This window comes from Methylorubrum extorquens, from assembly GCF_024169925.1.
GTDB classification, from domain to species: Bacteria; Pseudomonadota; Alphaproteobacteria; order Rhizobiales; family Beijerinckiaceae; genus Methylobacterium; species Methylobacterium extorquens_A.
The window spans coordinates 250,487-270,000 of the sequence record NZ_JALJXF010000001.1 but is presented as its reverse complement, the minus strand read 5'-3'; the positions used below and the strand labels follow the sequence as shown (position 1 = coordinate 270,000).

Annotated in this window: 20 protein-coding genes (1 of these 20 cut by a window edge); 17 read left to right on the top strand and 3 right to left on the bottom strand. The window is 71.6% G+C overall.

Annotation, left to right across the window (positions count from 1 at the left end; translation table 11 throughout):
- The 15 genes from J2W78_RS01355 to J2W78_RS01285 form a co-directional block, all read left to right on the top strand.
- A protein-coding gene (locus J2W78_RS01355; RefSeq protein WP_253367352.1) for a caspase family protein crosses the window boundary here: on the top strand, positions 1-1,449 show its 3' portion. Its footprint begins 672 nt before the window's first position; the window shows 1,449 of its 2,121 coding nt (coding positions 673-2,121); the start codon falls outside the window, past its left edge; its stop codon occupies positions 1,447-1,449.
- Positions 1,446-2,777, top strand: coding sequence for a hypothetical protein (locus J2W78_RS01350; RefSeq protein ID WP_253367351.1), 1,332 nt, complete (start codon positions 1,446-1,448; stop codon positions 2,775-2,777). The genes J2W78_RS01355 and J2W78_RS01350 overlap by 4 nt, the downstream gene beginning before the upstream one ends.
- Before the next feature lie 138 nt (positions 2,778-2,915).
- A complete protein-coding gene (locus J2W78_RS01345) occupies positions 2,916-3,299 on the top strand; it encodes a DMP19 family protein (protein WP_253367349.1) in 384 nt (127 codons plus the stop codon).
- A 35-nt stretch (positions 3,300-3,334) separates the two neighbouring features.
- A complete protein-coding gene (locus J2W78_RS01340) occupies positions 3,335-3,487 on the top strand; it encodes a hypothetical protein (protein WP_253367346.1) in 153 nt (50 codons plus the stop codon).
- A gap of 125 nt (positions 3,488-3,612) precedes the next feature.
- The gene (locus J2W78_RS01335) at positions 3,613-3,855 is read left to right on the top strand and encodes a hypothetical protein (protein WP_253367344.1); all 243 of its coding nucleotides are present in this window, start codon (positions 3,613-3,615) and stop codon (positions 3,853-3,855) included.
- 223 nt (positions 3,856-4,078) lie between these two features.
- A complete protein-coding gene (locus J2W78_RS01330) occupies positions 4,079-5,470 on the top strand; it encodes a hypothetical protein (protein WP_253367342.1) in 1,392 nt (463 codons plus the stop codon).
- On the top strand, positions 5,467-5,970 hold the full coding sequence (locus J2W78_RS01325) for a hypothetical protein (protein ID WP_253367340.1): 504 nt from the start codon (positions 5,467-5,469) through the stop codon (positions 5,968-5,970). Before J2W78_RS01330 ends, J2W78_RS01325 begins: the two co-directional genes overlap by 4 nt.
- 34 nt (positions 5,971-6,004) lie before the next feature.
- Entirely contained in the window at positions 6,005-7,180 is a 1,176-nt protein-coding gene (locus tag J2W78_RS01320; protein ID WP_253367338.1) for a hypothetical protein, read from the top strand.
- 117 nt (positions 7,181-7,297) lie between these two features.
- Complete coding sequence (locus J2W78_RS01315) at positions 7,298-8,290, top strand: trypsin-like serine peptidase (RefSeq protein ID WP_253367336.1); 993 nt, start codon at positions 7,298-7,300, stop codon at positions 8,288-8,290.
- A 164-nt stretch (positions 8,291-8,454) separates the two neighbouring features.
- Positions 8,455-9,273 carry an OmpA family protein gene (locus J2W78_RS01310; protein ID WP_253367334.1) on the top strand — a complete coding sequence of 273 codons (819 nt, stop codon included), beginning with the start codon at positions 8,455-8,457 and terminating at the stop codon, positions 9,271-9,273.
- Between the two features lie 50 nt (positions 9,274-9,323).
- Complete coding sequence (locus tag J2W78_RS01305) at positions 9,324-10,283, top strand: hypothetical protein (RefSeq protein WP_253367332.1); 960 nt, start codon at positions 9,324-9,326, stop codon at positions 10,281-10,283.
- A 281-nt stretch (positions 10,284-10,564) separates the two neighbouring features.
- The gene (locus J2W78_RS01300) at positions 10,565-11,566 is read left to right on the top strand and encodes a hypothetical protein (RefSeq protein WP_253367330.1); all 1,002 of its coding nucleotides are present in this window, start codon (positions 10,565-10,567) and stop codon (positions 11,564-11,566) included.
- A gap of 137 nt (positions 11,567-11,703) precedes the next feature.
- The gene (locus J2W78_RS01295) at positions 11,704-12,471 is read left to right on the top strand and encodes a hypothetical protein (RefSeq protein WP_253367327.1); all 768 of its coding nucleotides are present in this window, start codon (positions 11,704-11,706) and stop codon (positions 12,469-12,471) included.
- A gap of 75 nt (positions 12,472-12,546) precedes the next feature.
- A complete protein-coding gene (locus J2W78_RS01290; RefSeq protein ID WP_253367325.1) occupies positions 12,547-12,972 on the top strand; it encodes a hypothetical protein in 426 nt (141 codons plus the stop codon).
- Between the two features lie 388 nt (positions 12,973-13,360).
- Positions 13,361-15,676 (top strand): Tex family protein, encoded by a 2,316-nt coding sequence (locus J2W78_RS01285; protein ID WP_253367323.1) that lies wholly within the window; start codon positions 13,361-13,363, stop codon positions 15,674-15,676.
- Here the strand turns inward: J2W78_RS01285 and J2W78_RS01280 are convergent.
- Positions 15,663-15,971 (bottom strand): hypothetical protein, encoded by a 309-nt coding sequence (locus J2W78_RS01280; protein ID WP_253367321.1) that lies wholly within the window; start codon positions 15,969-15,971, stop codon positions 15,663-15,665. The two genes, J2W78_RS01285 and J2W78_RS01280, sit on opposite strands and share 14 nt — an antisense overlap.
- A 428-nt stretch (positions 15,972-16,399) precedes the next feature.
- On the opposite strand from J2W78_RS01280, the gene J2W78_RS01275 reads away from it, so the two are divergent.
- Together J2W78_RS01275 and J2W78_RS01270 are read left to right on the top strand one after the other, a co-directional pair.
- Positions 16,400-17,053, top strand: coding sequence for an ABC transporter ATP-binding protein (locus tag J2W78_RS01275; RefSeq protein WP_253367319.1), 654 nt, complete (start codon positions 16,400-16,402; stop codon positions 17,051-17,053).
- A 142-nt stretch (positions 17,054-17,195) separates the two neighbouring features.
- Positions 17,196-18,440, top strand: a complete 1,245-nt coding sequence (locus tag J2W78_RS01270) for a capsule biosynthesis protein (RefSeq protein WP_253367317.1) — start codon at positions 17,196-17,198, stop codon at positions 18,438-18,440.
- Positions 18,441-18,450: 10 nt separating this feature from the next.
- Here the strand turns inward: J2W78_RS01270 and J2W78_RS01265 are convergent, their stop codons facing one another.
- Complete coding sequence (locus J2W78_RS01265) at positions 18,451-19,167, bottom strand: hypothetical protein (protein ID WP_253367315.1); 717 nt, start codon at positions 19,165-19,167, stop codon at positions 18,451-18,453.
- Between the two features lie 36 nt (positions 19,168-19,203).
- Complete coding sequence (locus tag J2W78_RS01260; protein WP_253367313.1) at positions 19,204-19,509, bottom strand: hypothetical protein; 306 nt, start codon at positions 19,507-19,509, stop codon at positions 19,204-19,206.
- Positions 19,510-19,514 lie beyond the last annotated feature (5 nt).

Sequence of the window (19,514 nt, the reverse complement as noted above, 5' to 3'; positions counted from 1 at the left end):
AGCGGGATCGTGCGCGTTGTGGCCACCTCGGGCGCGACGCCCGCGAACTGGGACGAGCCGAACAAGCTCAGCCTGCTGACGAGCCGCTTCCTGATGGGCGTCTCGGGGCTTGCCGACGCGGGGGATGGACCCGGCAACGGCGATGGGCTGATCCAGTGGCCGGAGTTGAAGGGCTACCTGCGACGCGAGGTCGAGGAGGCGGCGCGCCGCGCCTCGGGCCGGGAGCAGATACCGGAGATCGACGACGCGCCGATCGTGGTGAAAGCCTCGCTCCCCGTCGCAGGGGTGGCCGGCGGCGTCGCGGCGATCCGCGACGAGGCGGCCTGGCGACGTGCCGAGAGCCTCGGCACCCGCGAGGCGTTCGAAGCCTATGTTGGAAATTGCGGCGAAACGTGTGCCTATCGCCCGCAGGCGATGGACCGGCTGCTCGCCGGCCGCAAGCGCGACGCGGCAGCGATCGACCAGGAGAACTGGGCGAAGTTCGGGGGCCAGCGGCAGTATCAGGCTTATCTCGATTCCTGCGGCGAGACTTGCGCCTACCGCAGCCTCGCGGAGGGCTATCTCGGCGGCGCCAATCCGAGCACCGATCCGCGTGTGAAGCGCTGCGACGAACTCGCCGCCGGCACCGACGATCCCGACCGGCCGAACGGCGTACCGGGGATGAAGCTCGGGCGGATCGAAGCGTCCGCTTCCATCGAGGCCTGCCGCGGGGCGGCGGCGGCCTATCCGCAACTGCGCCGCCTCAGCTACCAGCTCGGCCGCGCCTATGACCGGGCCGACCGCTACAAGGAGGCGTTCGCCGCCTACGACCGGGCAGCCAAGGCCGGCAGCATCTCGGCAATGAACAACCTCGCTGCGCTTTACGAGAACGGCCAGGGGGTGAAGCGCGGGCAGGCCGAGGCGTTCCGGCTCTACCGGCAGGCCGGGGACGGCGGCAACGTGGTGGCGCTCGCCAACGCCGCGCGGATGCTCGAATACGGCAACGGCATCCCCAAGAACGAGGCGGAGGCGGTCGCGCTCTACAAGCGCGCGGTGGCGGGCGGCGACGTGCCCTCGATCTCGAAGCTGGTGCCGCACTACGCCACCGGCGCCTACGGTTTCCCGAAGGATCTGCGCCAGGGTTTCGACCTGTTCCGGCAGGCGGCCGACAAGGGCGATCCCATCGCCATGGCGACGATGGCGACGCTGATCGACAACGGTTTCGGCCGCTACTTCCCCGGCACGCGCTCCGCCGACATGGTGCTGCGGGCGCTCAAGCGCGGCGAACTCGGCGCGGCCTCGGTCTCGGCCACCGACACGGCGGCGCAGAAGCTGAAGCCGGAGACGATCCGCACCGTGCAGCGCGCGGTCAAGGAAGCGGATTACTACTCGGGCGCCCTCGACGGCCGCTTCAACCCGGTCTTCGTCCGCGCCCTCGATCAGTACGCAAGGGCGAACGAGGCGGAATGAGGCTCCTCCTCGCCGCCCTGCTACTTCTCCCCACGGCCACCCGCGCCGATCCGACCACCGCCACCCTCAGCCCGTTCCTCGATGCGGTGGCGGCCTGCGCCAGGCGGCCCGACCTGACGCTGGCGGTGGTCGGCGTCGAGCCGGGCCAGACGGCGCTCTCGCGCGAGCAGGCCGAAGAGATGCGCCTCGCGGTCGAGAGCAGGCTCCAGGCCACCGGCCGGGTGCGGCTCGCCGCCGCCGCCGACGTCGTGCGGATCAAGGCGCTGCGCGAGGGCACCACCGGCCTGTCGGGGGCGGAGGCCGAGGCGCAGATCCGCGCGGCCTTCTCGGGCGATGCCAGCGTGTTCCTGGTGGAGCCGCGCCGGGCCGACGAGACCGCGGCCCTGCGCCTTCAGGCCATCACCCGGAACGCCGGCTGCAAGGCGACGAGCGAACCGGTGATCCTGCCGATCCGCGTCGGGGCCGGCGTCGCCGACATCGACGCGGTGATGGAGGGCGCGGTGAAGGCCTTTGCCGGCGCCGCGCCGAATGCGAGCACCGTCGAGGTCTGTCCCTTCGTGGCGGAGGGCGGCCACTCGACCTGCGCCGGGGCGCTCACCGATCGCCTCGTCATCGCCCTCGACGCCGAGGCGCGCTCGGCCAACCGCATCCTAAAGGGCGCGCGGCTCGACGTGCGCCGCCGCCTGCCCGGCACCGCCTGCTCCGGCGCGATCACCGCACGCGGGCGTTTCCTCACCGACCAGGGCCGGCAATCCTGGATGGAGCTGGAGTTCCAGCGCGACGGCGCGGTACTCGCACCGACGGGTCGGCGACGCATCGGGATCGAGGGGCTCGGCTGCGATCCGACCCCACGACCCTTCCTCGACCATCTGGCGGCGACCGCCCGCACCGATGCCGGGCGCCTCACAGTCGCGGCTACCGCCACGCCGTTCGCGGCCGGGCAGCGGCTGGAGATGCGCATCGAGACCCGCGCCCGGCAGAACCTCTATTGCTGGGTGGTCGCACCCGACGAGACCGCCTTCGTTGCCCTGCCGGTGCGCGGCAACGCCGCTTCGGCCGAGCCGCTCAAACCCGGCGAGGCGAAGCGCTACCCGCGCGGCTACGGCCTCGACGAGATCGTGGCGGGAGAGCCGTTCGAGAACCTGTTCGCTTGTTTCGGCGTGGAGGGCGGCCTGCCGCCGGAACTCGCCGAGCGCTGGCTCGCGGCGGCGCCGGGCGCGGAGGGCGAAGCGAAACTGCTCCAGCCCCCCGACGTGCTCGACCTCTTGGACAAGATCCGCGCGACGCCCGGCGTGACCGAGGCCACCGCGCGGATCGTGGTGCGGTGATGCGGCTTCGGGCAGCGGCGGGAGACGAGGACCGGCATGGCGGTCAAGGCGAAGGCGCTACGGCATAGAGCAGGACTGCCGCCTCACCGTCTTCGACGTGTCGGCGGTCGCCTTTCGGGACGGTGGCTCGGGCTGGCGATGGCCTGCCTCCTCACCGTCTGCACACCGGCCCTGAGCTGCGACCTCGAAGCCCTTCGGCATTACCCGATGACCAAGGCGCTGGAGAACCGGGCGGTGCCGCTGCGCATGCCCGACCTGTTCTTCAAGTCCGACGAGCGCCGGGACTTCGACCGCTTCTCCCTGGATGCGGCCGGGGCGGCCGAGATACGGGCCGCGCTACCGGAGGCGCACGGGTGGATCATCGTCGTGCGCATCTTCAAGGCGGAGATGCTGAACGGCTCGGCGCACCAAGCCTTCTTCAATTTCTCGGGCGTGCTCGCGCCCGATGTCGCCGCCGCCCTAAAGACGATGCACGAGGCGATGATCGCCACCGCCCGCGCGGCCGACATCCTGCCGAATTAGCGGCGGGCGCTCCCAGTCCCGGAGCCGCCCGCACCATGTTCATCAACGACGCGGCCCTCGGCGCCGCGCTCTGGCTCCTCACCATGTCCCTCGCGCTGCTCACGGGGGTGCTCATCGCGCATCTCGTCTGGGTCGTCCGGCTGGCGCGCGGCCCCGCTCTTGCCGCGAGGCTGGCCTCCGTCCGGTGACTCATCGTGGCGGCGGCGCCGGTGACACCGGTCCTCAGCTTCTACGCGAGCGAGGTCGCCGCCCTCTGGCGCCGCCGGGCCGTCGGGCCGTCGGAGAGACCGTCCCGTGGTGGCGGCTCGGGATCGTGGCGGCTCTGACCGTCGCGCTCGCCGCGGCCGGCGCGCTGAGCGAGGAAGCGCGCTACCTCCCCGAGTACCGCACGTGGTCGCACACGGCGCGGACCTTCACGGGGTTGCTGCGCCTCCTGCTGATCGCGCAGGTGATGCTCACCATGATCCTGCGCGTGTTCTCGGCGAGCCGGCGCCCTGTCCTGATCTGGCTCACGTTTCTGGTCATCGCCGCGAGCCTCGTCTTCCTGCTCACCTGAGCACCTGCCGATTCCGCTCTGCCCGTCCCATGAGTGCCCGTGCCATGAGGGAAGCGCCGCCCCGAGCGGTGCGGGAGGGTGACGGATGTTCGGGCTCGGGGTATCGATACCGCGATGCGCGCCGCGTCATCGTGGCGCGCGCAGGGGCGTGGCGGAAGCCGCGCGAGCGCATCGGCCCGGACGCCGGCAGCCGCCGGCCCGCGCCGGTGCTCCGAGGAGGCGCATGACCGGCGGATACGACGAGCGCTGCGCAGCCGACCTGGCCGCCGTCTGCGACGGCCGCGACCTCTCCCGCGAGGACCGTGCCTGGCTCGCCCGGGTCGTCACCGGCGCCGTGCGACCGAACCGCGACAAGCCGCTCTGGGATCTCGCCCACGCGCTGGCCGCCCTGGCCCAGGCAACGGCTGCACGGAACGGGCGCGACCTCGTCACCCTGGCGCTCGATCCCGGCCTCGCCACTGGCACGGCGGTGTCGGCGCGCTTCTCGGAAACCATCCCGGCGGACGCCCGCGGCCCGGTCTTCGGCGAGGCGTGGCGCACGAGCTGGGCCGGCCTCGCGCGGCTGCTCGCTTTGGCCGAGTTCGTGCTGACGGCCGAGGATCTGGCGCAGTTTTCCGCCGTCACGGGCTGGATCGACGACCTCGCCGCCGCCTCCGATGCGGAGGGCGCGGCTTTTCTGGCGAAGCGCCTCGCCCGCCATCTCGCGGCCTACCGCAACGCCCACCTGCCGCTGGCGCCGCTGGAGCGCCGCTTCCGCGCGATCCTCGGCTTCCTCGAGGGCCGCAAGGATTTCGGCGACGACGACATCCTCGCCTTCTGGCGCACCGAGATGGAAGCGGGCGAGCGGCCGGGCTTCCGCACCATCGCCGAGCATTTCGTGACCTTCGAGGCGGGCGCGCATCTGGTCGGCGGTCTGGACGGGCTGTCAGCCCCCGTCTCCCTCGACGCGCATGCGGGCTGGGAGGAGCGGCTCGACGCCGCGCTCGGCGATCTCGCCGCCGCCGAGCCGGCCGAGACCCTGGCGGCCTTGCTCGCCGACTGGCCGGAGGGCCCGAAGATCCTCACCGGGGCCGAGCGCGAGGATCTCGCCGACTTCCTGCGCCTGGAGCCGTTCCACCGCACCCGCCCGCTGACGACGTTGAGGGCAGCGAGCTTCGGCCGGGTGCAATCGGGCATCGCCAACCGCCTGCGCCGGGGCGGCGGTGGGGCCGAGGTCGCCGAGCGGGCGAGCTGCGCCGAGGCCGAGAGCTACGCGGCTTTGCAGGAGCGGGCCGGCGCGCTCGCGGCGCATCTCGCTCGGATGCTGCGCATCGCGGCGGCCCTGCGCATCGCCGAGCGCGACGGCCTCACCCCGGAGGTGCGGGCCGCGCTGGAGGCCGCCGAAGCGGATCTGCGCCGGGTGCGCCGGGCCGGCTTCGAGGACCGCGCCGCCCTCACCGCGGGCTTTGCCGCTGCGCAAGCCGCGCTCCTGCGCCTCACCGAAGAAGCCGACCGGCTCGAACGGGCGCTCGCGGCGCTGGCCCGGCAGCGCTCGCTGGACGTGGCCTTCGCGGCGGACCGATCCGTTTTCGCGGCCGCCTTCGCAGCGGCCTATGCCGGGGAGGCGGCCGCGTGAGCGACGAAGCCCGGCTGCTCGCAGAAATCCATGCCGCCCGCGCCCTGATGCGGGCGCAGGCTCCGGTTGTCCGGCTAAGCCACGCCGCCCTTTGGGCCTATGCCAACCGAGAGCCCGGCGGCCCCGTCGATCTCGTGGTCGTCCGGGCGATCCGCTCCGATCCGGAGACTGCACGCCGCTACCGCACCCTGCTCGGCGCGCAGTCCCTGGCCTACACGCCCCTCGCCGCGGCGGCCTCGGACGGGGCACTGACGCGGCGCCGGATCAGCCCGTTCGAGCTGGAAATTCTGGAGGGCACGCCGCCGCTCCTGATCCTGCGCGGACCGGAGCAGGGAATGCCGCGACGGATCGAGGCGTGGCTCGACGACGAGGCGGTGCGGCTCGATCTCGGCACGCCGGTCGATGGCGCGATCCTGCTCGCCCTCGACCCGTCGGTGCCGGAAGCCGACCGGCTCGGCCGCATGCTGCGCGACCCGGCCTGCGCGGTGTTCCTGTTGTGAGGAAGCGGGCCGCGCCCCGGCGGATCGCAGCCGCATGACTGGGCTCGCGATCCTCGTCATCATCCCGACGACCCTGGGGCCGCTCCGCCTGCGGTCTCTGAGCCCGCGACCCGGCCTGCCGGCACCCGCCGCCTTCGCCGACGGCGATTACCGCCCCCTGCCCTGGTCGGCGGATTATGCCCGGCTCTGCGCACCGGGCGGTCCCGTCGCCCGGCTCGGCGGCGATGCCGGCGGACCGCACGAACTGCGCCTGTCGGGCTCGTTCGATGCCGGCCGCTCGTGGGAGGTGCCGGTCTGTCTCGCCCATGGCCTGGCCGCCCGCGGCCACCGCTTCGTCGCGGAGCCGGCGCAGGCCGACCTGATCCTGTGGGCCACCGGCGCGGTCGATCTCGACCTCGCCGTGCTGCCCGGCGACTACGCGCTCCTCGACAAGATCGAGCGCTCCCATGCCCTGCTCGCCGAGGCGCCGGACGTGCCGCTCGCGGTTCTGCTGCCGGAGGGTCCGGAGCGGGAGCCGGCCGAGGCGGCCTTCCGCGCCCTCGAACGTGCCGAGGCGCCCCGCATCCTGCCGGCTCGCGATGTTCCGGCGGCCGTGGAGACGCTGACCCGGCCAAACCCGTCGAACGCACCGGAGCCGCGGCCGCGCGTCCTCCGCCTCGCCCTTCCGGCAGGCGCCGCGGCGATTGTCGGCCTCGTCGCGCTCGGAGGGTTCATCGCTCTCGGAGCCCGGCAGGCTCCCGTTGTCGGTGCGGCTGACCCGGCGGCCGGAGCTACTTCGGCCGATCCCGTGGCCATGCCCGCACTCATGGCTGAGATCGCCCCGCCCTCCCCTCCTCCGACCGAGACGCCGGCCGCGATCCGCGTCGAGGAATTGCGGGCGCCGCCGGGCTCGTCCTGCCGCCGCGTGGCCTTCGGCGCCGAGCAGCCCGAGCGCCGCCCCATCGCGCCGGAGAGCGGCGACCGCCTCACCGCGACCCGGCTCGTGCCGGAGCTGTGCGGGCTCGCCATCGCGGCGGCACCGGGGCTGCGGCTCGCAGTCGGGCCGGAGCTGCGCGCTGCCGCCCTACCCCCGGTGCGACTGGCGGACGGAGCGCAAGGCTACTTCCTGCGCGAAGGCGGCCGGCAGAACCTCGTCTACGCGGTCCAGGCTCAACCGGAGCCGGGCACCGCCCTGCCCGGCGGCCGGATCGTCCACGCGCTGACGCGCTGATGGCGGAGCCACACCCGATGATGCTCGCGGCCTTTGTCCTTGCATCGGCTTTCTCCGAAAGCCGGTGGCCACCTTTCGGGACAGGGCTTTGAGATGCTGACGCAGAGGAGGGAGACGATGACCCCGATTCGCCGGAGATGCCGGGCCATCCCGGTCCCCGCCCTGCTGCTCGCCCTCTGCACAGCCGGCCCCGCAGGGGCGCAAAGCGTCGGCTTCGACCCCGCCGATTACGGCCGGGCGCAGCTTCCGCTTCGCCAGACGACCGGCGACGCGGCGGCCTATGTCGATCAGAACAAGGGCGCCTTCGAGCCGATCAGCGAACTCGACCCGAAGGACGGGCTCGCCGGGCTGGCCCGGCCGATCGGCCGCGTCGACATCGTCCTGCGCAACACCCGCACCGGCCAGCAGGTCGGCGCCTCCTGCACCGGGGCGCTACTGCCCGGCGATTACGTGCTGACCAACCACCATTGCCTGCCGCAATCGGGCGACCTGACCCCGGTCAAGGCATCGATCCTGATGGATTTTCTGACGCTGGACGGGAAGGGATCGCGCCGCTTCGAGATCGACCCGAAACCCGTCGAGCACGATGCCCGACTCGACTACGCGCTGGCCCGTGTGGCCGGAAATCCGAGTGCCACCTACGGCACCGTCCGGCTCTCGGGCGCGGCGGTGGCGGGCAACCGCTCGATGCTGGTGATCCACCATCCCCTCGGGCGGCCCAAGGTGATGAGCCGCTTCCGCTGCTTCGCGATGAAGGATCAGGCCGAGGGGCCGGACCTGCGCCACCGCTGCGACACGCTCGGCGGCTCCTCCGGCTCGCTGATGTTCGACGCCTCCGTCGCCGGCATCGCCCTGCACAAGGAGGGCGGCCTCGACCCGAAGGACCCGTCGAGCTTCAACAAGGCGACGCGGCTCTCGGCGATTCTCGGGCGCAGCCCGATCCTCGCCGAGATCGCCGCCGGCCAGGGCCGCCCGGTCGCCGCCGCCTCACCCGCCGGAGACACACCTCCCAAAGCGAGCGCGGCGCCTTCCGCCAACCCCGCCGCCGCCCCGCCCGCCGACGGACCGCTCGACCCCGCGAGCATGAACGCGATCCTGCGCGGGCGCTGAAAGATTTTCTCGTGAGCAAGCGGCAAAAGCCGCTCTGCAAGGTCCAGGGATACGTGGGACGGGGCCGCGGCAAGGCCTGCGATACGGGCTCCGCTTGAGCGAAGCCCAAATCCGCCATCCCGAAGGGATCAACCGGATTTGGTACGAGACGGAGACGACAAGCCATGAGGGCCATCGAGTGGATCGCCGGGAGCGCCGCGCCGGCATGGCGTCGGCGTCTCGGCCCGATGCTGGCGGCGAGCGTCATCCTCGCCCTCGCACCCGCCCGCGCCAACCCGCTGACCGAGGTGCCGGGCACCCGCCCGCCCGCCGCCGAGGCGGAGGCGCCGCCGGCCCGTGACGAGGCCGCCGAGCGGGCCGAGGCCGGGGCCGTGAACCCGTCCGCGAACGCGATCATCCGGTCGCTCGCTCCCTTCGCCGACGGCAATCCGGGCCGTCCCGCCGCGCCGGTCGCGGTCTCACCCGGCGATGGCGGCCCGAGCCTGCGGGTCGATCCCGCCCGCTCGGTCGATCTCACCGTGTTCTTCGCCTACGACAGCGCCTGCCTGACGCCAGAGGCGCGGATTCAGCTCGAACCGCTGGGACAGGCGCTGCAATCCCGCGATCTGGCCGCCCACGGCTTCCTTATCGCCGGGCACACCGATGCGGCGGGCGGGCTCGGCTACAACCGCCGCCTGTCGCTCGCCCGCGCCCGAGCGGTGAAGGCCCATCTCGCCGAGGCCTACGGCATCGATCCGCGACGCCTGCGCCTCCACGGCTGGGGCCCGTCCCGGCCGAAGGACCCGGCCCAGCCCTTCGCGCGGATCAACCGGCGGGTCGAGGTGAGCCTGATCACGCCGGCGCGAAGCGGCGCCCTGCGCTTCGTCCTCCCCGCCGCCGCGGAGGGCTGCGAGGCGGGCGGGCTCGACGATCCCCGCCACCACCTCCCGCTCGACCTCGACGATTTCGGCGCGGCGCCGACGCCGCTCCCCTGCACCGAATGACCCTCGCGACATCACCGCCGTCAGACGACCCGACAGACAGGATGCTTCCGATGCTGCGCAGACCCGCCCGAACACTCGCCACCCTCGCCCTGATCGGCGGCGCCCTCCTCGACTTTGCCGCGCCGGCGGCGGCGCAGACCCGGCCCAACATCGTCGTGATGGGCGAGGATGCCGACGAGGATTCGGTGCCCCGCGGCAACCGTATCTTCCAGCGGGTGATCACCGAACTCTCCGAGACAATGAACCTGCGCGGCTACAACGTCTATGACGAGACCGCGGTGGCGATGGGAATCACCCAGGCCAACCGGGTCCGCCGCCGCGACGCGGAGCTGATCGAGGTCGCCCGCGCCGTCCAGAACCCGCCGCTCGACGTGGTGGCGGTGTTCCAGGTCTACGCCTCGGCCTCGAAATCGGGCTATTCCGACATCGTGCGGCCGGAGGTGCGCATCCCCGGCCGGCTCCTCAACGTCCGCACGGGGCAATCGCTCGGCGCCTTCGAGGTGGCGGGGCTTCAGCTTCCGCCCCTGCCCCAGGGCTGCGATCGGGAATGCCTGCTCGAACGGGTCGGCGCCGAGGCCAAGAGCATCGCCGCCGACGTCGCCACCGCACTCACGGCCAAGCTCGACGGCGTGATCGCCCTCCGCCGCGGCGCCGATGCCGGCGCGGCCCCGAACGCGCCGCTCGCCCATGCCCTTCCCGGCGCCGAGCCCCCGCCCGCCGCGGCGGGTGAATCCTGCGGCGGCCTGCCGACGGCCTATGTCGTGCGCCTCAGCGGGTTCTCGCCGCAGGAGGTGCAGGCAGCGGAGGAGTACATGGCCGCCTTCCGCTGCTACGAGCACCACCGCCCGGTGCGCTCCGGCGGGGCTACCGCCGAATACTGGTACGAGACCCGCTCCGACTCGGCACGGCTCGGCCGCAACCTGCGCCTGATGCTCGAACACATGAGCGCGCCGGGGCAGGTCCAGTTCTCCGGCAACACCTTCGTCGTCAGCCGCGTCGCCACCCGCTGACTCCGGTGCCGGACACGACCGAGGCAGCCTCGATAGGAGGGCTGGGAGCAGGCCGGGGCAAGGGTCGAGCGCGTCGCCGCCGAGACGGCGATCCCGGCGCGGACCGTCGCCCACGCCGCCGGGCGCTGGCCGGCCATCGAGATCGAGATCCACGACGACCGGTTCGAACTCTACCGGTTCGGGCCGGGAGCCACCTAGATCCGCGGATGGCGCTGCGGCCCGGATTCCCCCGCCACCGACACCCTCGACGCGCTTCTGCACGCCGCCTTTGGAGAGACCGCATGACGAACCGCAATCCGCTGCGCCGCTTCCTCGCCCGCCTCGCTCCCGGTCGCTGGGCCCGGCGCGGCCTGCTCGCCGGGCTGATGGCCGGGCTGACGCTTTCGTCCGCGCCGGTCCTCGCGGCCGAGCCGGTCTTCCCGCCCGCCGGCTCGCTCGGCCTCGCGCCGCCCCCCGGCATGAAGCCGGCCGCGAGCTTTTCGGGTTTCGAGCACCGCTCCGGCGCCTCGATCGTCCTCGTGGAGATGCCGCCGGAAGCCTGGGACCAGATCAACGGGAAGTTTACGCCCGAGGCCCTGGCGCCCTCCGGCTTCCGGGTGAAGGGCGGGTCCGAGCCGCTCGCCGTGGCAGGCGGCGAGGGCTTCGTCCTGCGCGGGACGCAGGGCGCCAACGGCCTCACCTACACCAAGTGGGTCGCCGTGGTGCGCGGCGCCTCCGGCACCGGGCTCGTCACCGTGCAGGTGCCCGAGACGGCGGCCAAGCAGGTGCCGGCTCCGGCGGTCGAGGCGGCGCTCCGCACGATCGCGTTCCGGCCCAAGGCGAGCCTCGCCGATCAGGTCGCGGCCCTCCCCTACACCATCGGCGACACCGCCGGCTTCCGCCCGACCGGGGTGCTTGCCGGCAACGGCCTCATCCTGACCGAGGGGCCGAAGGACGTCGATCCCGAGCGCGAGCAGCCGGTGGTCGTCATCGCGCCCTCGCTGGGTCAGGTGCCGGTGCCGTCGGGCGCGGAGGTCGCCTACGCCCGCCGCCTCTTCGCCGCGCAGAAGGATCTGAAAGACGTCGCGATCACCGACGAAGAGCGCAGCACCCGCGGCGACGCCGTCGTGGTGCGCCTGCGCGGCACCGGCACCGACACCAAGACCGGACGGGCGCTCGGCATGACCCAGACGACGGTGTTCGATGGCGGGCACTATCTGCGCGTGATCGGCTTTGCCGATGCCGGCCGGGCCGAGGCCCTGGCTCGCGCCGAGCGCGTCGCCGCCTCGGTCGCGATGCGTTGAGCCCTGGTGCCCCGGATGGGGAGCCTGCCCCTCAGCGTCGGCAGGCGCCCTCCCGCTGCCGTCGCGCGAACGGCCAGCACCAGAGAGCTGCCGCGATCCACCACCCCGTTTGCATCGTCCAGACCGAGAGTGCTTTCGTGAGCCACCCCCATCCCATCCTCCGATCGCGCTTTGGGTCACGCGGCCTGATCCTGCTGGCAATCTTTGCGGCCGCCACGGGCGGCGCCTGGGCGCAGGATCGGGAGGCCTCCGCGAGGAACGAGTGCCGGCGCACGCCCTCGCTCTCCGAGGGGCCGGCCCTCGGCTTCGGACGGATCACCGCGGCGGGCCGCACCGCCTTCGTCAAGGACGGGCTCGCGCAGCAGGGCTGCCCCGATGCCGGCCCGGAATGCCGCGAGCGGGCCTTTCTGGTCACCGGTGACCCCGTGATCCTGGGCGAGCGCCGCGACGGCTACTTCTGCGCGAGCTATCGCGGCGTGAAGGGCGATCTGGCCCGGACCGGCTGGATCCCGGCCGACGCGGTGGCGGCCGAGCCGCCGGCCCCGGTCGCCCTCGAAAACTGGCTCGGCACTTGGACCCAGGCGGAAGGGCGCATCGCGGTGAAGCGAGGCGACAAGCCCGGCACGCTCTCGATCGCGGGCGACGCGACCTGGGGCATGGGCAGCCCTGAGCAGATCAAGCGCGGCAGCGTCCATCTCGGCGAGATGTCCGGCACAGTCGCGCCGAGAGGCGACGGCGCCAGCTTCGCCATGGGTGAGAAAGAGACCCTGCCGGTCGAGAAGGGCGGCGCGTACGATTGCAAAGTCTGGCTGCGCCGCCTCGGCCCCTGGCTCGTGGTGGAGGACAACCTCGCCTGCGGCGGCCTGAACGTCAGCTTCCGCGGCGTCTACCGGCGCGAACCGTGACGGGGCGCAGGGGATGACGGAACATACGCGGGCAGCCCTTCGCCGCCTCGGCGCCGGGGCGCGGTGGAGCGAGACATGATCCGGCGCGCACTCCTCGTCGCACTCGCCGCCGGGCCGGCACTTGCGGCCTGCTCATTCCCGCCGACGACGATGACCCCGGAGGCGGTCGAGGCCTTTCTCGAAACGCCGCTTCCGCCCGGCCGCCGCGACCTGCGAACCTATACCGAGGCGGGCATCGACCGGCTGGTGCTGCTGCGCCTCGACGCGCCGGAGGCGGAGGCCGACGCCTTCGCCGCCTGGCTCGTGCCGGACGGTCTAGAAGCGGGCGCCGATCCGGGGCTCGGCTTGCTGAGCACGTCGTTCGAGGGCTGGATCGCGACGCCGCCCGAGGGAAGCTTCGGCGGCGAGAGGCCGTATGACGGGCGTCGGTCGGTGAAGGTCGTCGTCGCGCCGGCTGAACCCGGCTGGCGGCGGGTCTGGGTCGCGAGCTTCACCCTGTGAGCCGCGGGAGCCGAAGGCTGCGTGTCGCCGGGGCGAGGAACCTCGGGTGGTGCAGAGCGGATCGTCAACGACGACGCGGATTCGCGGGTTTCCCAGCCGGTGGTCGCCGAGCCCGGCTTCAGCCCGGACGCCGCGTGCCGGACAAAGGGACGCTTCGTGCCGCCCGATGCGCAGCACCGCGTTTTCCTCCTCGCCCGGATGCCCTTCTCCGCCTTCGGGCCGAAGCGGAAACGAGACTGACCATGCCCCTCCGTCGCTCCGACTTCGCCGCCTCTCCTCGGACGATTGGGCCGCGCTCAGGGAACGGGCGCCGCTTGCGCCGCCTCGCCCGATCGGAGAAGGACGGCCTCCGCGACGTTCCCTGCCACCGCGACCGAGGCCTGATCCCGTGAAGAGCGTGAACCTGCTGATCGCCGAGGAACTCGGTGCGCGCGAGGGGCAGGTGGCTGCGGCCGTAGACCTGCTCGACGGAGGCTACACGGTCCCGTTCATCGCGCGCTACCGCAAGGAGGCGACCGGCTCGCTGGACGACGCCCAGCTCCGCACCCTCGAGGAGCGGCTGGGCTATCTGCGCGAGTTGCGCGACCGGCGCGCCAGCGTCACCGAGAGCATCCGCGCCCAGGGCAAGCTGACGCCGGAAGTCGCCGCGGCCATCGCGAGCGCCGACACCAAGGCGCGGCTGGAGGACATCTACCTGCCGTTCCGGCCCAAACGCCGCAGCAAGGCGCAGACCGCCCGCGAGGCCGGGCTCGCGCCGCTGGCCGAAACCCTGCTGGCCCGGCCGGAGACGGCGCCGGAGCGGGCGGCACAGGGCTTCGTGGACGCCGCCAAGGGCATCGAGACCGCCGAGGCGGCGCTGGAAGGCGCGCGGGCGATCCTGATCGAGCGGTTTGCCGAGGACGCCGACCTGATCGGCCGCCTGCGCGAGGACTTCTGGCGCGGCGGCGAGGCCGTGGCGAAGGTGCGCAAGGGCAAGGAGACGACGGGCCAGAAATTCTCCGACTATTTCGACTGGCGCGAGCGCCTGGAGCGCATGCCCTCGCACCGGGTGCTAGCGGTGTTTCGCGGCGAGGGGGAGGAGGTGCTTGACCTCGCCTTCGCGGCCGAGGGCGAGGATTCCGCGCCCGGCGTGCCGGGGCCGTTCGAACTCGCCGTCTGCCGCCGGTTCGGCATCTCCGCGCGGGGCCGGCCGGCGGATGCGTGGCTGCTCGATACCGTCCGCACCGCTTGGCGCACCAAGATCCGCACCGGCATCAAGGCCGATCTACGGGCACGCCTGTTCGAGCGGGCGGAGGAAGCGGCGGTGAAGGTGTTCGCCGGCAACCTCAAGGATCTGCTGCTCGCTGCCCCCGCGGGCGGGCGGGCGACGCTCGGGCTCGATCCGGGCTACCGCAACGGCGTGAAGGCGGCGGTGGTGGACCGCACCGGCAAGGTCGTGGCCGTCGAGACCACCTATCCGCACGAGCCGCAGCGGCGCTGGAAGGAGGCGGTGGCCTCGCTCTCCCGGCTCTGTCGTCAGCACGGCGTCGAGCTGATCGCCATCGGCAACGGCACTGCCTCGCGCGAGACCGACCGGCTCGCCACCGAGATCCTTACGGCCAACCCCGATCTGAAAATGGCCAAGGTCACGGTGTCGGAGGCCGGCGCCTCGGTCTACTCGGCCTCGGCCACCGCCACCCGCGAGCTGCCCGACCTCGACGTGTCGCATCGCGGCGCGGTCTCCATCGCCCGGCGCCTGCAGGACCCGCTTGCGGAACTGGTGAAGATCGACCCGAAATCCATCGGCGTCGGCCAGTACCAGCACGATGTCACCGAGCAGAAGCTGTCGCGCTCGCTCGAAGCCGTGGTCGAGGACGCGGTGAACGCGGTCGGCGTCGATGTGAACACGGCGTCGGGCCCGCTGCTCGCCCAGGTCTCGGGCCTCGGCACGTCGGTGGCCGAAAAAATCGTCGCGCACCGCGACGCCAACGGCCCGTTCCGAACGCGCGCCGGGCTGAAGAAGGTGCCGGGCCTCGGCGCCAAGACGTTCGAGCTCGCGGCGGGCTTCCTGCGCATCCCCGATGGCGAGGACCCGCTCGACCGCTCCGGCGTCCACCCGGAGGCGTACCCGGTGGTGCGACGCATCCTGGAGGCGACGAAGAGCGACATCCGGGTGCTGATCGGCAATGAAGCGGCCCTGCGCGCGCTCTCGCCCGCCGCCTTCGCCGACGAGCGGTTCGGCGTGCCGACCGTGCGCGACATCATCGCCGAACTGGAGAAGCCCGGCCGCGACCCGCGTCCGGCCTTCAAGACGGCGAGCTTCCAGGACGGTGTCGAGACGATCGGCGACCTCAAGCCGGGGATGCAGCTGGAGGGTGTCGTCACCAACGTCGCGGCCTTCGGTGCCTTCGTCGATATCGGCGTGCATCAGGACGGGCTGGTCCACATCTCGGCGATGGCCCGCAAACGGATCGCCTCCCCCTCCGAGGTGGTGAAGACCGGCGATGTGGTGCGCGTGCTGGTGCTGTCGGTCGATGTGCCGCGCAAGCGCATCGCGCTGTCGATGCGGCTCGACGACCCCCTTGAGGGCGCGACGGCGCCGCGCGGAAACGCCCCCCGCCCCGAGGCGCAGCCACGGCGCCCGGCGCCCGTGGCCACACCGCAGGACGGGGCGCTGGCCGACGCGCTCCGGCGTGCCGGAGTCTCGGCGCCTAAGCGTTCCTGAGCGACAAGCGTACGATCTGCCCGCGGGCGGGGGCCGGCTTTTCGCGGCGCGAAACCTCCGGGCTCGTCGCCGACCGTTGAGCCGGCCACCCCAGCACGTCGGCCCCCTCGGGGTGGGAATGCGCGTTCCCACCGGCCGGTAGGCCGGCCTGCTCCGTCAGCGAGAGGGCGGACGTATGCCCGGTCGGATCCCAACTCTTGAACCGGCACAGCACGAGGTAGTCCTGAATCGTGATCAGATCGGCATCCACGAGTGCCAGAGCCGCTTCGCGTGTCTCGATGAGATCGGGATTCAAAGCCTACTCCCTCGCCAAAAAACGAACCTAGAAGAAATTAATTCGTCGAAAATATCAACTCAAGGTATGTCAATACGGCTGAACCGGACCGCTTCGGCAGGTGAAAAGCCGCTCATGGGCGAGGGGTCGGCGTGACCGGCGCCGGACTCATCAGGGCGAGAGGCGGCTTGGACGCGGTGAGGCGGAGCGGGTGGATTCGCTCGTACGCGCCGGCCCGAAGGCCTTCGCGCTCGCAATGGCATCGCACGGGCCGGGACCGGCGTGCCGTCCCCAGATTCGCCGTTTTCTTCGGTTTCCTGCGCAGCACAAGGCGCGGGTCTCAACCGCCCGCTGTGCCTCGCTGATTTTCGGCGAGGGGCGGTCGTACGGCGAGCGCATCCGTTGCGTCGGTCCGGCCCGCATCGCTCACCGGTGGAGCCTACCGAACCGTGATCCGTTTCGAGAACGTCACCAAGGTCTATTCCACCTATGGTCGGCGACGCACCATCCTCGACCGGGTGAACTTCACCCTGAAGCCCGGCATCAGCTACGGCATCATGGGGATCAACGGTGCCGGCAAATCGACCACCATGAAGCTCATCGCCGGCGTCGAGGAGCCGACCCGGGGCCGCATCGTCCGGGGTCTTCGCATCTCCTGGCCACTGGGCTTCGCGGGCGGCTTCAACGCGAAGATGACGGGCCGGGACAACGTCATCTTCGTTGCCCGGATCTACGGCGAGGATCCGCGGCGCGTGCTCGAATTCGTCGAGGATTTTTCCGAACTCGGCAGTTACCTCAACATGCCGGTCAACACCTACTCGTCCGGTATGGGCTCGCGACTCGCCTTCGGGATGAGCATGGCGATTCCCTTCGACACCTACCTCATCGACGAGACGCTCTCGGTGGGCGACGCGCGCTTCCAGAAGCGGTGCGCCGAGGTGTTCAACAAGCGGCGCGAGACCGCGGACGTGATCCTGATCTCCCACAGCATGGAACAGATCCGCGATTATTGCAGTCAGGCTCTGATCCTGATCAACGGGCAGGCGGTGGTTTACGACGACGTCGATGAGGCGATCACGGCCTACCGGCGCCTGAATAGCTGAAGGGTCGCACGACGGTGCCGGCCGCCTTTCGAGGTTCGGACACGCTTTCGCCGCGAGGGCGGGCCAGAGACGCAAGCGTGCGATGTGTGGCCGCCTCCGAGGCGGCGCGGCAGACCGCGCGAGGCGTGCGAGCACCGAGACCATGAGCACCGAGATCAGCACTCCGAGCAGCGCACCGCTCACCACCGCCGACCGTTCGACGGCCGTTACGGAATCGCTCAAGCGCTTCGCCCGCATCGCGCGCCAATCCGACCACAAGAAGGGCATTCGCGCCTATCAGACGCATATCCGGCGCGATCCCTGGATCCCCGCCTTCTTCGTGCTGCTGTTCCTGCTGCCGACGATGATCGCCGCCGGCTATTTCTACCTCGTCGCCTCGGACCGCTACATCACCGAGGCACGCTTCGCCCTGCGCCCGGCGCTTGGCAACGTCGACAAGGTGCAGAGCGAGGACACGGGCAGCAACAGCTCCCTGTCCAAGCAGATGATCGCCCAGGACACGCTGATCACGACGAGCTACATCGCCAGCCGTCAGATGATCGAGACCATGGAGCGGCAGATGCCGCTGCGCGAGATGTTCTCGCGGGATGGCATCGACTTCTTCTCGCGCTTCGACGCCGACGAGCCGATCGAGCGGTTCATGCGCTATTGGCACAAGCGCGTGACGACCTCGGTCGATTCCAATGGCGGTATCATCAGCCTGAAGGTCGCCGCCTTCGATGCGCAGGAATCCTACACGCTGACCCGCGCCCTCCTGGACGAGAGCGAGCGCATGGTGAACGAGCTCAGTCTCAAGGCGCGCAACGCCGCGCTGGCCGAGAGCACCCGCGAACTCAAGAACGCCGAGGAGCGCCTGCACACCGTACAGCGTGCCATGCGCGACCTGCGCAACCGCGCCGGCATTCTCGACGCGCAATCGGCCAACAAGAACAACCTCATGGTCATCGCGGAACTGCGCAAGAAGCGCATCGATCTCTCGGTGCAGCTCAACCAGAGCCTGCGAGACCTCGCGCCGGAGCGGCGTCCGATTCAGGATTTGAAGGCGCAGATCCAAGATCTCGATGACAACATCGAGAAGATCGAACGGCAGATGACCAGCACCGATCCGGATCAGCGGCGCCTGCTATCGGAGGCGATGACGGAATTCGAGGGGCTGGAGAACGAGCGCAAGAACGCGCTGCTCTACCACAACAAGGTGTTGGCCGCGAGCGAGCAGGCCCGCATCGTCGCCAACCGCCAGATCGAGTTCTTCACGCCCGTGGTCGACCCGGTCGTGCCCACGTCGGCGATCGAGCCGCGCAAGCACCTGATCACGAGCATCGTCGCGCTGGTGGCCATGGTGGTGTTCGGCTTCGCCGTCCTGATCCGAAAGTATTTCTACAGTTAAACCCGCCGTATCATGCGATTTCGCCGGGCGGACGGCGGGTCGGCGGCGAGGCGGTGGGATCGGCCGGCGTACCCGGCTCGGGCGCGAGGGCCGGATCGTGTACCGGCGAGGGCGTTCCAGTGGCGCGCGTCTCGCCCGTGGTGCCGCTGGTCCAACCCTGCGCCCGCCAGCCCTCCGCGCGCTCGTCGAGATCGACCGCTCCGCCGCGCTGCATCAGAGCGATGACACGGTCGGCGATCTCCCCGTCCGCGCGCACGGTGACCAGGGTGCCCCCGCGCCGGATGCCCTCGGCATAGGTCTCGGCATCGGCGCCGCTCAGCCCCGCGCCGGTTAGGGCGCCGATCAGGCCGCCCGCGGCCGCTCCCACCCCTGCCCCCGACAGGGCGGCGACGAGCCAGCCCGCCGCGATCACCGGACCGGCGCCGGGAATCGCGAGAAGCCCCAGACTCGCGAGCAGGCCCGCGCCACCGCCGAGGACGGTGCCGACCGTCGCCCCCGCTCCCGCCCCCTCTGTCGCCGAACTCTCATGCTCGCTTGCCGAGACACGGCCCGGCGCCACCGGCTCGCCCGTAGAGCCACCGGCCGAGGCGCCAGCCGGCCGATCCGTGCCGTTCAGCGAGACGATGCCGATATCCGATTGCGGCACGCCCGCCGCCTCAATGTGATCGATGACGCGGGCGGCGGCGTCCTGGTTGTCGAACAGGGCGGTGACGGCGCGTGCTGCCATGGTCGTTCCTCTATCTGCTTTGGGGTCGGTCAGCCGCTACTCGGCAGCGACGTTGCCCCGGAAATCCATGCCGACGCTCAGCGTGCGGCCCGCATGCTCGGCGCGCCCACGCCAGATGCCCTGTCCATCGAGGTGCAGGTCGGCGACGTCGGCAAAGCCCATCTCGGCAAACCGCGCGCGTACCTGCGCGGCGGTGAAGCTGTTGGCGCCCGGTTCGAGCCGCCCGCCCACCGCCCCATGTGCCTTCTCCGCGGGCGTCACGGCGGGCGCTTCCGGCTCCGGCGCAGCAAGCACAGCCGTCGATGCCAGCACGGCGAGGAGGAGAAGGGGAAGGGCGCGCATGACTT

Coding starts and splice junctions, on each gene's coding strand:
- J2W78_RS01350 (WP_253367351.1), top strand. CDS start 1,446: ATGAGGCTCCTCCTCGCCGCCCTGCTACTTCTCCCCACGGCCACCCGC.
- J2W78_RS01345 (WP_253367349.1), top strand. CDS start 2,916: ATGGCCTGCCTCCTCACCGTCTGCACACCGGCCCTGAGCTGCGACCTC.
- J2W78_RS01340 (WP_253367346.1), top strand. CDS start 3,335: ATGTTCATCAACGACGCGGCCCTCGGCGCCGCGCTCTGGCTCCTCACC.
- J2W78_RS01330 (WP_253367342.1), top strand. CDS start 4,079: ATGACCGGCGGATACGACGAGCGCTGCGCAGCCGACCTGGCCGCCGTC.
- J2W78_RS01320 (WP_253367338.1), top strand. CDS start 6,005: ATGACTGGGCTCGCGATCCTCGTCATCATCCCGACGACCCTGGGGCCG.
- J2W78_RS01315 (WP_253367336.1), top strand. CDS start 7,298: ATGACCCCGATTCGCCGGAGATGCCGGGCCATCCCGGTCCCCGCCCTG.
- J2W78_RS01310 (WP_253367334.1), top strand. CDS start 8,455: ATGAGGGCCATCGAGTGGATCGCCGGGAGCGCCGCGCCGGCATGGCGT.
- J2W78_RS01305 (WP_253367332.1), top strand. CDS start 9,324: ATGCTGCGCAGACCCGCCCGAACACTCGCCACCCTCGCCCTGATCGGC.
- J2W78_RS01300 (WP_253367330.1), top strand. CDS start 10,565: ATGACGAACCGCAATCCGCTGCGCCGCTTCCTCGCCCGCCTCGCTCCC.
- J2W78_RS01290 (WP_253367325.1), top strand. CDS start 12,547: ATGATCCGGCGCGCACTCCTCGTCGCACTCGCCGCCGGGCCGGCACTT.
- J2W78_RS01270 (WP_253367317.1), top strand. CDS start 17,196: ATGAGCACCGAGATCAGCACTCCGAGCAGCGCACCGCTCACCACCGCC.
- J2W78_RS01265 (WP_253367315.1), bottom strand. CDS start 19,167: ATGGCAGCACGCGCCGTCACCGCCCTGTTCGACAACCAGGACGCCGCC.
- J2W78_RS01260 (WP_253367313.1), bottom strand. CDS start 19,509: ATGCGCGCCCTTCCCCTTCTCCTCCTCGCCGTGCTGGCATCGACGGCT.